Consider the following 14,229-nt stretch of genomic DNA (forward strand, 5'->3'; position numbering starts at 1 on the left):
TCTAAATCATCGTTTTTACAGCAAAATCCAGGCATTCAGCAGATTCCGGCGATTACCCAGTCCTACAAGAATTCGGGTGTCAGTTGGAGTAACCTGTACTCCAAGCTTTTATCCCGGAGACACCCCATGCAAACAACCCTAATCACCGGCGCATCATCCGGCATCGGCGAATCCCTGGCTGGCCATTTCGCGGCCGGCGGTTCCAACCTTATTCTGGTGGCGCGCACTGAAGCCAAGCTGAAAACGCTGGCCAAACAGTTGCAGCGGGAGCACTCGGTGCAGGTGTGGGTGCTGCCGGCGGATCTTTCCAAGCGCGGGGCGGCCAAGAAGCTGGCGGCCAGTTTAAAGGCGCAAAGTATCGAGTTTGATGTGCTGGTGAACTGCGCGGGCATACTGGAGCATGGCTTCTTTGTGGACAACGGTGCTGCAGCGCACCAGCAGATCATTGACCTTAATATTACCGGGCTGACGTCTATGCTGGATGTGTTTTTGCCGGGCATGGTGAAACGCGGTGGCGGCCGGGTACTGAACGTGGCTTCCATTGCCTCGTTCCAGCCTTTGCCCAGCCTGGCGGTGTATGCGGCCAGCAAGGCCTATGTGCTCTCGCTTACTGAATCCCTGGCGGAAGAGCTCAAGGGCACGGGGGTGACTATCACGGCGCTGTGTCCCGGGGTTACGGCCACCAATATGCTGAGTTCAGCGCAGCAAAAGAGCGAGGGGCTGAATCTGCCTGGTTTCATCATCGGCGATGTGGAGGATGTGGCGGAGCAGGGTTATCAGGCTTGCATGAAGGGCGAGGTTATCTGCGTGCCCGGGGCCATTAACCTGGCGGCGACGGTGGCGGGGCGTGCCACACCCAAGTGGTTGCTGCGGCGGGTCTCGGGGCTGGTGGGGCGTTATACGGCGGGTAAGGGTTAACTAATGGGTAAGAGCCCTTTATGAAGATACTTGCATGCAGGGCCCGCTCGTATTTAGGGCCCTGCGCCCTGTAGCTCTGAGGATGACGTAAACGGTCCCCGGAGTCTTTCGGCTGGTTCCTAATCGGCGGCAAGACGCCAACAAGTGTCTCATATCAGATATCAATGAGGGGCAAGTCATGTTTCAAATCAGAAATTGATAATACCCAAAACCTTCTGTTGAAGTATCAGGTAATCGCCCAAATTATTCTCGTGGTCCGGTTCCGGTACACCATTTACCAGCGGTGCCACATCCCAGCGATCCTGCTCCTGTTGGGTCGGAGAGTATTGTCCAAGTAGGATTCGTTGAGCTAACAGTAAATCCTTAGTATCAACTTCCCCGTCTTGATTAATATCTCCGCTCGCAACATTCAATGGGTCTGATGCACCGTCCAGCGGGTTTGACCCTGCGAGGATCTCTTCTTTGTCGCTGAACCCGTCGCTATCCGTGTCATAAAGCAATGGATTGGTTCCGTAGAAATTATCTTCATCAATGTCTGTAATGCCATCGTCATCGTCATCGATATCATCAACGTTGGGTATATCATCGCTATCAGTATCTAATGGAGAAAAGCTGAAACTAACAGAACAGCTGGAATTTATTAATCCTGTGATCCACGTATTCCCGTTCCAGCTTCCTTCTGGGCAGCTACCGCCGACCGTCGGACTAGTTTCATAGCCAGAGTTTGCCGCTACATTTAGCGATAGTGATTGACCAGGGCTAATCACCTGGGGATCAGAGGGTGAAACAGTGCCGTTATCCCCGGCGAAGGGAAATGCAGCAATACTGCCTGCGTCTATTGGCTGAATAAGTTCAAGCGAAATGTTAGTTATATCTACATTACTTGAATTAGCGCCGTAGCCACTCAGCCGGAAAGACAATGTATGTGTGCCAGGCTCAAGGTATCCGCTATCTCCACCTATATAAACCTCCTCAGTGGATGTCGAGGCCATTAGCGAATTGCGCTGGTCGATACGAAATACCAGCTCGTCATCGATAAACATTGAAAACAAGCCTTCCTCGTTTTCCAGGAAAGCCCAATCGAAGAGAAGGTAATTAACCGGGTTTTCTGTTGTTAATTCCAATGCGAAACTTGCTGGCACTTGTTCCGAAGTACTTGATACTGAAGCAAGTGCTCTCTCCATCGAACGTGAATCTATTAGCGCGGATAAGGTGCCCATGGATGCGCCCGTCACGCGGTTCAAGCTGTTTTTGATGACTTGGGTTGTTCCGGTAGCAGTCTTCACAACCTGCTTCGCTACATTCGATGCGGCGGTAGTTGTTGCGTCGCCGATTTTCTCCCAAGTAGTCGTCCATGGTACATCAACGCAAGTACCATCTTCTTGCATTCGGCATTCCTGATTCTTTCTGTTCGCAAGGTAATCTGGATTGCCACCGTCTGCGAGTGATAAAGGGAACCCGAGAGTCGGCTTGAAGTCGTCCGGAAAGGAATCATATCCGTTGGAAGCGCCTGTGATCGAGTTGTCAATACTTTTACGATAGAAGCGGTAGGGACGACTATGGGGACATGTAAATGAACTCCAAGGAGCAGGATCGTTGACGCAATCGTCTCCTGTTGTCGGTGTTACGTCGATATTGTAGCCATATGTAAGGTGCAGATCCGTTGTATCCGCACCAGCATTTGGAGCCCATGCAGGAAAAATTGCGCGAATATCTACATAACTATCGACCCAGTCTGCTTCTTTCCCATAGCTGGAGATATGCCTGCTAAAGTTGTTACCGTGGCCCACCGCTAGGTGCTTGCGTGCATCATAAGCATCTAGAAATGTTTCGTGAATAGAAATCGAGCTTCCTAAATCTTTTTTTGCTCGTGCCGTTGCAGCGTCAATCAGCATAGCCCCCGCGCTGTGCGCGACAAAGTGGACGTGGTCATAGTTGCGGTTTTTCAGGTCCTTTCCCAGTTCTCGTCCTATTGCAGATGCTTTCCACCATGCTTCTGGTGGAAGGGTCAATGCTTCGAGTGCACCCCCAGTTGGGTTCAGGACAAATTCGGCTAGAGCCGGATCCCAGCGCGCTGCCGTTGTACTCCAGTCTACTACCCATACATCCCAGTTCTTACCGTTTACAGCGACGGTACAAACAGGGGTGAATTCATCAACGGGCACATCACATTGGTTGTTCCAGTCCGGCGAACTGCACCCAGGCCAACTATGGTAAACCGGTTGGGACGGCGGAGTACTTTTTAGCCCAATTCGCTTGCACGCATCATAAGCGGTCTCTCTCGCCCATACATTGCCAGCGGAATTCCAGCCGTGCGCAATAATAAGAGCCTTGGTGCTATTTGAATTGCACCCCGAGCTCGCAGTACAAGTGTAGTCAAACTCCGTCGGCTGAAGAGCTGCCTCGTTGATAAGCGTCAGACTCGACGAACAATCCTGACTGCCATAATACGCGCAGACTCGGTACATCAGGCTGCCAGCGTTTGTGTATGGAGCGGTAGCCGTTATAGAAGCTGGCGGCCTTGTCATTGGGTTGTGCTCTACCCAGTTCCATGAGACCCCGTAGTCCAGCGAATACTGGGGGAAACTGACGGGTGTAAATTGATCGCCTTCGATCGTAAGCGTAAAGTATTCGGAGCCTTTTCTGATTGAATGCGTTGGAATCGAGCTCACCATCGGTGTATCTGTGGGCTCTGTTTCTATACTGAATGCAGTGCCAGCGGAACATGAGTAGCTACCCTGGTTGACACACACGCGAATTCGTCCTTTGCCGACTACCGATGTATCGACATCAATGTCCAGCAGATTTGGTGAATGGATGACTGGGGTTGCGGGTAGCCAGAACCAGTCTTCGCCGTTCGTCGATTGCTGGACGCTATTTGCACTCTCGAACCCCGAACCTGTAACTTTAACTTTGCGGTACCCATTACTGCCCTGTGCAATCACTACCGGGAAAGCATGGTCGACCGCCGGAGCAATATCAGTGCCGGGATCTACAATCGAGACAGCTATGCCCTCGGAACATGCATTGCTAGCAAACGAAGCACAGACCCGTATGAATACTGTTCTCAAAATTGTATTGTTTATCGCGGCTGTTAAGGAGGTTGCGCTATTAACCAAAGGTAGAGACTGTGCCGGAGTCCACGTACTACCATTGTCAGTTGAAAACTGATGCCATGTTGATGAAGTAAAGTTGCTACCGGTGATTGTTACATCCTGGTGGCTATTTCCTTGTAAGATTTCGATCTGATCCACAGAATCCACCGTTGGAGTCGCAGGCGTATCAGGCATCGGTCCAACCAATATCGTATTGGTCTTATTAGGACCATTCGAATTGTTTGCCTTGATGTAGTAGCTATAGGTTTGGCCGGGCGTTAGGCCGATCTCGTTTCTAAAAGACCTGTCCGTGAAAACACCACTGGTCGGATAAATCTTCACCCCATCACGGTAGACTTCATAGTCGGTCGCTTGACTGCTGAGTCTCCAGCGCAACTGTACAGCCGGTCCGGCTGGGAAGCGGCTGTCCCAAAAAGGGGTGTCAGCACTGAGTGAAAACTGATCTGAGCCAGAGAAGCTGATATCGTAACCGCCGGTTTGGGTCCCAAAGTAGTCTTCCACCACCAGCCGGTAGGTGCCTGTCTGGTTTAGCTGACAGTTGCCCGAAGAGGCATAGCAGTCCAGTGACACCGTGGCATTATTACTACCGCTTGTCCGAAGCAGCGTACCGTCGGGCCGGTATAACCAGATTTTGGGATCAAGGGAACCGCTGGTCCTTGTGACACTGATGTGTGCCGCCTCGCCGGCGGTAGCTTCGAACAGGAAGGTATCAATGTCCCCGACGGTAAGATCGCCACTGACTGCATCGTCGTTCACAAGTGTCCCGTTTTGGTTCGTGCTGAGTACACGAACTATTTGAATCTCGTAGGTTCCCACCTGCGTGTCATAATAATCCGATACCACCAACCTGTAGGTGCCCGTCTCGGCTAGCGCACAGGTGCTCGAACCGGTGCGACAATCAAACTCCACTGTGGTGCTATCTGATTTGTAATCGTAGAGCGTACCATCGGGATTATAGAGCCATACCTCCGGATCCAGGTTCCCGCTGGTTTTAACCACACGGATATGCAGTGCCTCCCCTGCGACGGCATCGAATACGAATGTATCCAGGTCGCCGACCGTGATATCTCCGCCGACAACCCCGTCATCAATTAGCGAGCCGTTCTCATTTGAGCTGGATACTTGCGTTAGCTGGATATCGTAACCGCCGGTTTGGGTCCCAAAGTAGTCTTCCACCACCAGCCGGTAGGTGCCTGTCTGGTTTAGCTGACAGTTGCCCGAAGAGGCATAGCAGTCCAGTGACACCGTGGCATTATTACTACCGCTTGTCCGAAGCAGCGTACCGTCGGGCCGGTATAACCAGATTTTGGGATCAAGGGAACCGCTGGTCCTTGTGACACTGATGTGTGCCGCCTCGCCGGCGGTAGCTTCGAACGCAAACTCATCGGAGTCGTTTGGAGCAGAGATTGAGCCCAACACCACTCCATCATTCACCAACATGGTCTGTGCGCGGGCGACTGTCGGATAGAACATCCAAACAAGAGCTAGAAGCAACCAAGCAAGCTTCGTCGCGGTGAAATTATAGGAAACTAAATCGCTATGGCAAGTCATACCTTCGAGTAACTGAGTACTTCCATGTAATAGGCCTTACCCAAAGTATGGCTATAGAATGCGTTTATAGCAATTCTGAGGAAAGCACACCTCGGACGCGTGTTAAAAATCTAACAGAGCGCTTTTCTAACGCGCGATTCTGAGGACAGTTTACTGAATCCATATGAATTCGAGAATTGGGTAAACTGTCCCCGTGACCCGCGTGCAACGCCCAAGTGGTTGCTGCGCCGGGTCTCAGGACTGGTGGGGCGGTATACGGCGGGTAAGTAATTCAAGCAAAGCTGATGAGATGAAGGGATCAACCCTCTCAATGACCGGCAACTGGGCGTGTATCGACGTCACACCCGACTGACGCTAAGCTGGGTCAACGCCGCGTGTATCCCTGCCGTTGCTAACAGTTACTCAAGGAGCCCCAATGAGCCAACATCAGTATATTTTACTCGACTCGCCAGCAGCTGGCCTGTCACGTATTACGCTTAACCGCCCTGATTCGCGCAACGCCCTGAACAATGGGCTGCGCGGCGAAATCCTGGCGCAGTTAGAGGCCAACGACGCCGACGACGCGGTGCGGGTAACCATTCTGCGCGGCGCTGGTTCCTGCTTTTGTGCGGGCTATGACCTTAAGAGTAATAGCGATAAGGATCGGCCTTATCACACGGCGGGCGGTGACGGCAGTTGGGCGCGGCATGTGGTTGAGGGTGCGTTTAAGGTGTGGGACCTGGCCAAGCCGGTGATTGCGCAGGTACACGGTTACTGCCTGGCCGGGGGCACCGAACTGGCGACGTCCTGTGATCTTGTCTACGTCGCTGAAGATGCGCAAATAGGTTACCCGGTGGTGCGCAGCATGAGCCCGCCAGACAATCAGTTTTTCCCCTGGCTGGTGGGTATGCGTAACGCGATGGAAATGATGCTCACCGGCGACGCGATCTCTGGTACCGACGCGGTTACCTATGGCTTTGCCAATCGAGCGTATCCTGCGGCTGACCTGGAGGCTGCGGTACTGGCAGTAGCGACCCGAGTGGCCAAGGTGCCGCCGGATATTCAGCAAATGAACAAGCGCGGTGTGCACCGACAGATGGACCTCATGGGCCTGCGCGCGGCCGTGCGTCAGGGTACTGAAATTCAGGCGCTGGCCTTTCACACAGATTCGACCAAAGCGCATTTTAAGGAACTGGCAGCGGGTCTTACCGGGGCGCTGACGTCCAGGGACAAGGAGTTTGGCGATTACCGCACCCGCAACGACGATAAAGAATAGGCTGCCAGGGCACCTACGTTGCTGCCGCCGCTACCCTGTAAAAGCTCACAGGCGTTGGGTTAGTCCAGCAAGTTCTGCTTCTTGAGATCATCGACGAAGCTCTTGATGATATCGTTGAGCAGCTTTTTCTCGCCGCCTGCCTTGATGGTGTCTGATACTGCCTGCCACATGTGTTCTTCAGTATTGGTGAGAAACAGATCAGAAATGATGGTGTAGGTACGGTTGGTTGACCAGACGGGTTGCTCGTAGGCTACTTCGTAGGCATGGCCGTAGTAGCCGCCATAGCGACCGCGATTATAGGCACCGCCGTAGGCAGGCATAACGCCGTAGTAAACGGTGCCAGGGTGGTAAATCTCTTCAGCTCTTTCACCGATGTAGCGAGTGATCAGTATCATGTCCAAGCCGGCTTTTTTGGCGGCAGCGATCAGTTCATCTCCCTTCGGGTCCATATTCTCGACCAGGGTATGGCTGGGCACGGTTTTCACGTTGTAGCGGGCCAGTGATTTGGCGAATGCGTCTTCGAACTCGATGCGAGACTCCTGCTTACCGGCCACGCCAACAATAAGTACGCCGCTCAGGCCAGTTCTGCTACTGGCAGTGGGGTCAACGTACGAGCGTGTTATCTCGGAATTTGAACCGCAACCCGCGAGTACCAGCAAAAAGGCGGCTACAGCCAGGGACCAGATTGGCCATTTGCGCGGATTGCTCATGTGATTGCTCCTGGTGAGTGGTAGAAGGGTGATGTTTAGGCAGGAAAGACTAGCACGGTATGTCTATCTGCGTCTTAAAGGGAGTAGGTGGCTATTCAATCACCGGGACTAGGCGTTCCGCCTAGCTTTCGATAGTATTGGCGTTCGTTTTTTTGGACACCAAGGCAATCTAATGAGTGAGTACACCAAAATCCTTCTCGAGGAAGATGAAATGCCCACGCAGTGGTACAACGTGGTCGCCGATCTGCCCGCACCGCCACCGCCTCAGCTGCACCCCGGAACGCTGCAACCGGCAACCGCCGAGGATTTTGCGGCGCTTTTTCCCAAGGCGCTGATCGAGCAGGAAATGAGCACGCAGCGCTACATTGATATTCCCGGTGAGGTACTTGATGTGTATCGGTTGTGGCGTCCAAGCCCACTGTTTCGTGCTCGCCGATTGGAAAAGCTGCTGGATACCCCCGCGAAGATATTTTACAAGTATGAAGGCGTTAGTCCGGCGGGTTCGCACAAGCCCAATACCGCTGTACCTCAGGTGTATTACAACATGCTGGAAGGAGTGAAGAAGCTGACCACCGAAACCGGCGCGGGGCAGTGGGGCAGTTCGCTGGCATTTGCCTGTGCCCAGTTCGGCCTGGAGTGCGAGATATGGCAGGTGGCGGCGTCTTATCGTGCCAAACCGCATCGGCGTACGATGATGGAAATCTGGGGTGGCAAGGTGCATCCTAGCCCGTCTGATATTACCGAATTCGGCCGCTCGCTGCTTGCCAAGGACCCCAATCATCCGGGGTCACTCGGTATCGCCATCTCTGAGGCAGTCAGTGAGGCTGTTACCAGTGACGAGGTGCGCTATGCACTGGGCAGCGTGCTTAACCATGTGTTGCTGCACCAGACGATCATCGGCGAAGAGGCGTTGCTGCAGCTGGCCAAGGTTGGCGAGACGCCCGACGTGCTGGTGGGCTGCACCGGCGGCGGTTCTAACTTCGGCGGTCTGGCATTTCCGTTCCTGCGCGAAAAACTGGCCGGTAATATGAATCCGGTCATCCGCTGTGTGGAGCCTACCGCTTGTCCTACCCTTACCAAAGGTCAGTACCGCTATGACTTTGGCGATACCGCAGGGCTGACTCCATTGATGAAAATGCACACGCTGGGTCACTCGTTCATACCCGAGCCAATTCACGCCGGCGGCTTGCGCTATCACGGCATGGCGCCCCTGGTGTCGCATGTCTATGATTTGGGTCTGGTTGAAGCGATTGCCATTCCGCAGCTGGAATGTTTCGCGGGCGCAGTACAATTTGCGCGCACCGAGGGTATTGTGCCCGCACCGGAGCCCACTCACGCTATAGCAGCTGCAGTGCGTGAAGCCCTGATCTGCAAGGAAACGGGAGAAGAGAAAGTGATACTGACGGCGCTATGTGGCCACGGTCATCTCGATCTCGCATCCTATGACCAGTTCATGCGGGGCGAAATGCAGGATCTGGAGTTATCCGACGAAGCGATTGCCGAGGCTATGAAGGATGTACCTGTATTGGCATAGCACTGCGCTGGAAAAGAACAACAACACGATACGATGAACCTGTTAAGCAAGGAATGTTTATGAATAAGCCAATATCACTTAGCCCGATGCTGCCGCTGGCCGTCGCTATATCCGCCATCGCCTCCATGGAGTTGCACGCCCAGGACGCTGCGGCGGAGAAAACCGGTGCTGAAATGGTGCTTGAAGAAATGGTGGTCACCGCGCGGCGTCGCGAAGAGGGGCTGCAGGATGCACCGATTGCTATCTCGGCGTTCACTGGCGACAGCCTGGCCTACCGGGGTGTTACGCGGCTGGATGAGATAGTCAGCTTCGTACCCAGCCTGACACTCGAAAACAATCCGGCGTTTGGTGGCTCTTCTAACTCTGCCGCCATTTATTTGCGTGGCGTTGGTCAAAAAGACTTTTTGCCCACCACCGAGCCCGGTGTTGGCCTGTATGTCGACGGTGTTTACCTGGCGCGCTCTGTGGGCGGCATTCTGGACCTGGTAGACGTCGAGCGACTGGAAGTTCTACGCGGGCCTCAGGGTACGCTGTTTGGCCGTAATACCATCGGTGGAGCCATCAGTATTACCACCAAGAAGCCTGAGCCCGATGAAGAGATGTCTGCTGAGTTGTCTGCTGCCTATGGCACCGACGACCGCATCAATCTGAAAGGCTCGCTCATGTTGCCTTTGTCAGACACAGTGGCCGTGCGCGGCTCCATAGCCTCTTTCTCACAGGATGGTTACGTTGATCGTGCCGATGGCATAGACCTGGGCAACGACGACACACTGACCGGTAGGCTCGCGTTGGCCTGGCTGCCTAGCGACAGGCTGCGTATTGATCTGGCGGCAGATGCCACCAAAGATCGTGAGAATGGCCCTGCCATGCAGTTGATCGGTATTGATTACACCGACCTGAGCCAGCTCGAAGGTGTTGTGGCCGCGGTGCCGCCGCCTATGGCATTTATCCATAACGTGACGACAGCGGCGTTGGGCCCGGGCATGCCCTGTGCCGCCACTGATGCGGCGGGCAACGGCGTTACTTCTAATCCGGGTTCGCCGAACTGTTACGACGACCGCTATATTAACGGCAAAAACGCTACCAATCAGGGTACGGCTCCGACCGAGTCCAATACCGACATTCTCGGGTTGTCTGCCACCGTTGCTTACGAGATGACGGATGCCGTCACACTCAAGTCAATTACTGCGTGGCGTGATCTGGATTCTGAATTTGCCCGCGACGGCGATCACTCGCCGCATCGTATCTCGCAATTCGAGGACACGCTGGAGCAGGAGCAGTTTTCTCAGGAGTTGCAGCTGTTGGGCTCGCATGAAAAGCTCGAGTGGATTGTCGGCGCGTACTACTTCGCCGAAGAAGGCGACAACGTCAATACGCTGGATTTTACAATCTCCAACTTTCAATCGGGTGGCGAGTTTGACAATGAGGCCTGGGCGATCTTTGCGCAGGCAACCTACGACATCACCGAACAGTTACATTTCACGTTGGGTGGTCGCTACACGGAAGAGAGCAAAAAATTCACCCCTAATCAGGTGATTTTCGAAAACTACTATGCGGGCATCAGCAACGTCGTGCCACCGGGTAATCCGCTGGCAGCCCTTGATGCGCCTTTTCTGCAGGCTGGTACTCTCATTTTGCCAAGCGTGGAGAAAGAAATTGAAATCGACGAATTCACACCCATGGCAAACCTGTCCTATGATTTCAGCGATGATTTGATGTTCTATGGCAGCTATTCGGAAGGGTTTAAGTCCGGCGGCTTTACGCAGCGGGTTTTCCCGCCAATCATAGCTGGCGTCACTGCGCCTCCGGGTACCCCGGATATCGATCTGATACCCACCTACGACCCTGAATTTGTTAAGGCGTATGAGTTGGGCTTCAAGTCGACGCTGGCAGATGGCAAGGTCCGCCTTAACGGCGCGTTATTTACCTCTGACTACGATGATTTGCAGGTGCAGGTGTTCAATAGTGTTGCTCCTGTCACCGAGAACATTGGCTCGGCGACAATCAGCGGTGTTGAACTTGAGGTACAGGCCGCACCCGGCAATGGTTGGCTGATCGAGGGCAGTTTTTCCTATCTGGACGCGGAATATAACGATATCGAAACTGACCTGACTTTGATTGGCGAAAACTTCGCCTTTGAACGCATCCCTGAGATGTCTGGTTCGTTGGGTGTTTCCAAAGAGGTCGACATGTCTGATCTTGGCGATGTGGTACTGCGCGTCGACTGGAGCTACCGTGACGAAACCTACAACGATGCTTACAACACAGAACTGCTGAAGACCGAATCCTACGATCTGTGGAATGCCAGTGCACGCTGGACCAACACGGCGGGTGATTGGTCGGTGCTGCTTTCAGGACGGAACCTGGGTGACGAGCAATACCTTGTGACCGGGGTCTACGGTACCGCCTTCCAGTCTTACGAGGGTAATTACGATCGTGGTCGCCAATGGTTACTCGAAGTGACTAAAACCTTTTAGAGCGGAGTGTTAAGCAGTGGCCAGAGTTAAGATTGTAAAACCCGAGAGTATCGAGGATCCCGCCGTGGCGGGTATCTTCGAATGGGTAACGCAGATGGAGGGGTCCGTACCCAACCATTTTTTTGTCGAGCTGAACTTTCCTGAGTTTTTCCCGGCCAAACTCGGTGCCACCAAAATACTGTGGGAGGCGGGCGAACTTGAGATGGAAGAAATACAGCACGTTGGTATTGTGGTATCCAAAGCCAATGGTTGTTCCTACTGCACCGCGGCCTTCTGCACCATTCTCAACCATGGGCTTGGCGCCGCGAAAGACTACGTTGCCACGGTTGCAGCCACTGGAGCCGACGCGGTGGATTCGCCAAGGCTTATGGCGATCCTTGATTATGCGCTGAAAGTAAACAGTGATCCGGCAGGTGTTGAAGATAGCCAGGTGGCGGCGCTGCGCGAACACGGGCTGACCGACAAGGGGATTGTGCAGCTGACACACGTGGTCAGTGACTTTGGCTCTTACAACCGTCTGAACCTTGCTTTACAGACAGACTACGATTACGAAGATCTGTGGCGCACATTGGCGAGCAAGGCCTAACGCCCCTCGGGTCTATCTTTAAGGGGTCAGAGCCCTTAACTCCGTTGGCCTGTCCCGTTAGTCAATCAACTGATAGCAGGGCTGATACTCGCCTTCACCCAACTTCATGCGCCCATCGCGGGCCATGGATCGCAACAGGCGATCAATACTGCTCATAAAGTCTTTGTTGCCGGTGAGTTTATACGGCCCGTGGGTTTGTACTTGCTCAATACCAAATTCTTTTACATTGCCCGCTACTATTCCAGAAAAGGCGCTGCGCAGGGAGCTGGCCAGTTCATGCTTGGGTTCTGAGGCGCTCAGATTGAGAGCGGCCATGTTTTCATGGGTAGGAATAAAGGGCTCTTGTAAGCTGGGCGGAATATTGAGTTCCCAGTTGAAGTAATAGGCCTGGTTTGCGGTGCTGCGACGCTCGTGAACTTCTTCCACGGCGGCTCTTACGTTTCTGCCGACTTCATGCGGTGAACCGAGGAAAACCTGAAAGTAGTTTTCAACATCGTCGCCCAGGCAGTCTTTTAGAAACTGCACCAGCTCCTGAAAATATTCAGCGCAGGTCTCAGGGCCTGCGAATATAAGCGGTATGGCCTCATTGTTGTCGGGGTGCATGACAATACCCAGCAGGTACAAAATTTCCTCCACGGTTCCCACCCCACCGGGGAAGACTATGATGGAATGGGCAAGCCTGACGAATGCTTCCAGACGTTTTTCAATATCCGGCATGATAATCAGTTCGTTGACGATGGCATTGGGTGATTCGGAAGAGATGATGCCGGGTTCACTGATGCCAATATAGCGGCCGTCTTTGATTTGTTGTTTAGCATGTCCCACCGCTGCGCCTTTCATGGGCGCTTTCATGGCGCCTATGCCACAGCCGGTGACGATGTTGAGACCGCGCAAGCCCAGTTCATAACCGACGTCCTTGGCGTAGTCGTATTCGTCGCGGGGAATAGAGTGCCCGCCCCAGCAGACCACCATGCTGGGCGGTTCGTTGGGACGCACAACCTGGGCATTGCGGAGAATGCGAAATACGGTATTGGTGGTATCTGCTGAGCTGGTCGGTTGGGTCTGGGTGCCGGTGATTTTGAAGTCGGTATAGACAATGTCCCGTAGCGCCGAAAACAGATGCTCCTGAATGCCGCGGATCATCTTGCCGTCCACAAAGGACTGGGGCGGTGCGTTGAATAACTCGATTCTAAGGCCGCGCGACTGGGGGATCAGCTGAATGTCAAAATCCTCATAGTCATCCTCGGTCTTTTTGTAAACGTCCTTTTCGCCGTCGGTGTTGAGGATGGCCAGGGCGCAATGACGAAACACGGCAAATAACTCCCCGCGGCTGGTGGTGAGGCCATCCATGTCTGACTGCGAGAGAAGGTTCAGGGATTTGAGCGGATTTACGATAACGTGGGATATTGTTTTCATGTAGGAGATGATGCCCGTTATTTTTTAGACACTCAATGCATGAGCGTTTTTTGGGTGGTTTCTGTGATGCAGGGCGCAGGCCGATTTAATATAGGGCTCTGACCCCTTTAAACAAGCTCTTAAACGTTCAGCCCTCGCTGACTTTCCCCGACAGCATATAGCTAGCGTAGTTGTTGCGGTTGAAAGAGTATTTCTCTCCGGCTATCTGCTGATCGATGTATTGGGTGAATTCCTCAGTATAGGGCGTCGCTCGACAGGCCCAGTAAGTTTTTACACCTGGGAAGGACAACCAGAAATCCAAGGTTTTAGCCCAACGCAGCCAAACCTGCGGTTCAACATTTCCAGATTCATGCTGTTGCATCAAAAATTCCATGCTACTCAAGAATTCGGTCATGACCCATTGAAACCGACCTCTATCTTCTATCGAAAGATTGGCCACGCCACTGACGGCTTGCATGAAAAATTTGTTGGCGTCCGCGTCAAAGCCAAAAGTATGTTGCTGGGCTGCCAGACGTTCCAGAACCCGAGCAGTCATATCGGCACGTTGCGAACCGGTGTTATTGCGCACCTGAATCGCGAGATAGACTAGCGTAAAAATAACGCCAAAGCCGCCTAAAAACTCACCTAGCTGGGCCAATGTTTCAAGAGTCACAGATATTCTCCTCT

The 14,229-nt window shown here is 53.3% G+C and carries 9 protein-coding genes; 5 read left to right on the forward strand and 4 right to left on the reverse strand.

All coding sequences use genetic code 11. The features are described from left to right. The first annotated feature begins 126 nt into the window (after positions 1 to 126). Complete coding sequence (locus EYC98_RS18710; RefSeq protein WP_279246917.1) at positions 127 to 918, forward strand: SDR family NAD(P)-dependent oxidoreductase; 792 nt, start codon at positions 127 to 129, stop codon at positions 916 to 918. A 188-nt stretch (positions 919 to 1,106) separates the two neighbouring features. Here EYC98_RS18710 and EYC98_RS18715 read toward each other — a convergent pair whose 3' ends face one another. Next, positions 1,107 to 5,585, reverse strand: a complete 4,479-nt coding sequence (locus EYC98_RS18715; protein ID WP_279246918.1) for a hypothetical protein — start codon at positions 5,583 to 5,585, stop codon at positions 1,107 to 1,109. 415 nt (positions 5,586 to 6,000) lie between these two features. On the opposite strand from EYC98_RS18715, the gene EYC98_RS18720 reads away from it, so the two are divergent. Next, the gene (locus EYC98_RS18720; RefSeq protein WP_279246919.1) at positions 6,001 to 6,840 is read left to right on the forward strand and encodes an enoyl-CoA hydratase-related protein; all 840 of its coding nucleotides are present in this window, start codon (positions 6,001 to 6,003) and stop codon (positions 6,838 to 6,840) included. Between the two features lie 59 nt (positions 6,841 to 6,899). Here EYC98_RS18720 and EYC98_RS18725 read toward each other — a convergent pair whose 3' ends face one another. Then, positions 6,900 to 7,550, reverse strand: a complete 651-nt coding sequence (locus EYC98_RS18725) for a YgdI/YgdR family lipoprotein (RefSeq protein WP_279246920.1) — start codon at positions 7,548 to 7,550, stop codon at positions 6,900 to 6,902. Positions 7,551 to 7,722: 172 nt separating this feature from the next. Between EYC98_RS18725 and EYC98_RS18730 the strand changes: the two genes are divergently transcribed. The 3 genes from EYC98_RS18730 to EYC98_RS18740 are packed head-to-tail and all read left to right on the forward strand — an operon-like array spanning position 7,723 to position 12,147. Next, on the forward strand, positions 7,723 to 9,084 hold the full coding sequence (locus EYC98_RS18730; protein ID WP_279246921.1) for a TrpB-like pyridoxal phosphate-dependent enzyme: 1,362 nt from the start codon (positions 7,723 to 7,725) through the stop codon (positions 9,082 to 9,084). A 59-nt stretch (positions 9,085 to 9,143) separates the two neighbouring features. Then, a complete protein-coding gene (locus EYC98_RS18735; RefSeq protein ID WP_279246922.1) occupies positions 9,144 to 11,561 on the forward strand; it encodes a TonB-dependent receptor in 2,418 nt (805 codons plus the stop codon). 16 nt (positions 11,562 to 11,577) lie between these two features. After that, on the forward strand, positions 11,578 to 12,147 hold the full coding sequence (locus EYC98_RS18740; protein WP_279246923.1) for a carboxymuconolactone decarboxylase family protein: 570 nt from the start codon (positions 11,578 to 11,580) through the stop codon (positions 12,145 to 12,147). Positions 12,148 to 12,204: 57 nt separating this feature from the next. Here EYC98_RS18740 and ppnN read toward each other — a convergent pair whose 3' ends face one another. Then, on the reverse strand, positions 12,205 to 13,563 hold the full coding sequence (gene ppnN, locus EYC98_RS18745) for a nucleotide 5'-monophosphate nucleosidase PpnN (protein WP_279246924.1): 1,359 nt from the start codon (positions 13,561 to 13,563) through the stop codon (positions 12,205 to 12,207). A gap of 127 nt (positions 13,564 to 13,690) precedes the next feature. Beyond that, on the reverse strand, positions 13,691 to 14,215 hold the full coding sequence (locus EYC98_RS18750; RefSeq protein WP_279246925.1) for a hypothetical protein: 525 nt from the start codon (positions 14,213 to 14,215) through the stop codon (positions 13,691 to 13,693). Positions 14,216 to 14,229: the final 14 nt, after the last annotated feature.

The organism is Candidatus Litorirhabdus singularis (assembly GCF_026262625.1).
GTDB lineage: Bacteria > Pseudomonadota > Gammaproteobacteria > Pseudomonadales > Halieaceae > Litorirhabdus > Litorirhabdus singularis.

Coding starts and splice junctions, on each gene's coding strand:
- EYC98_RS18710 (WP_279246917.1), top strand. CDS start 127: ATGCAAACAACCCTAATCACCGGCGCATCATCCGGCATCGGCGAATCC.
- EYC98_RS18715 (WP_279246918.1), bottom strand. CDS start 5,585: ATGACTTGCCATAGCGATTTAGTTTCCTATAATTTCACCGCGACGAAG.
- EYC98_RS18720 (WP_279246919.1), top strand. CDS start 6,001: ATGAGCCAACATCAGTATATTTTACTCGACTCGCCAGCAGCTGGCCTG.
- EYC98_RS18725 (WP_279246920.1), bottom strand. CDS start 7,550: ATGAGCAATCCGCGCAAATGGCCAATCTGGTCCCTGGCTGTAGCCGCC.
- EYC98_RS18730 (WP_279246921.1), top strand. CDS start 7,723: ATGAGTGAGTACACCAAAATCCTTCTCGAGGAAGATGAAATGCCCACG.
- EYC98_RS18735 (WP_279246922.1), top strand. CDS start 9,144: ATGAATAAGCCAATATCACTTAGCCCGATGCTGCCGCTGGCCGTCGCT.
- ppnN (WP_279246924.1), bottom strand. CDS start 13,563: ATGAAAACAATATCCCACGTTATCGTAAATCCGCTCAAATCCCTGAAC.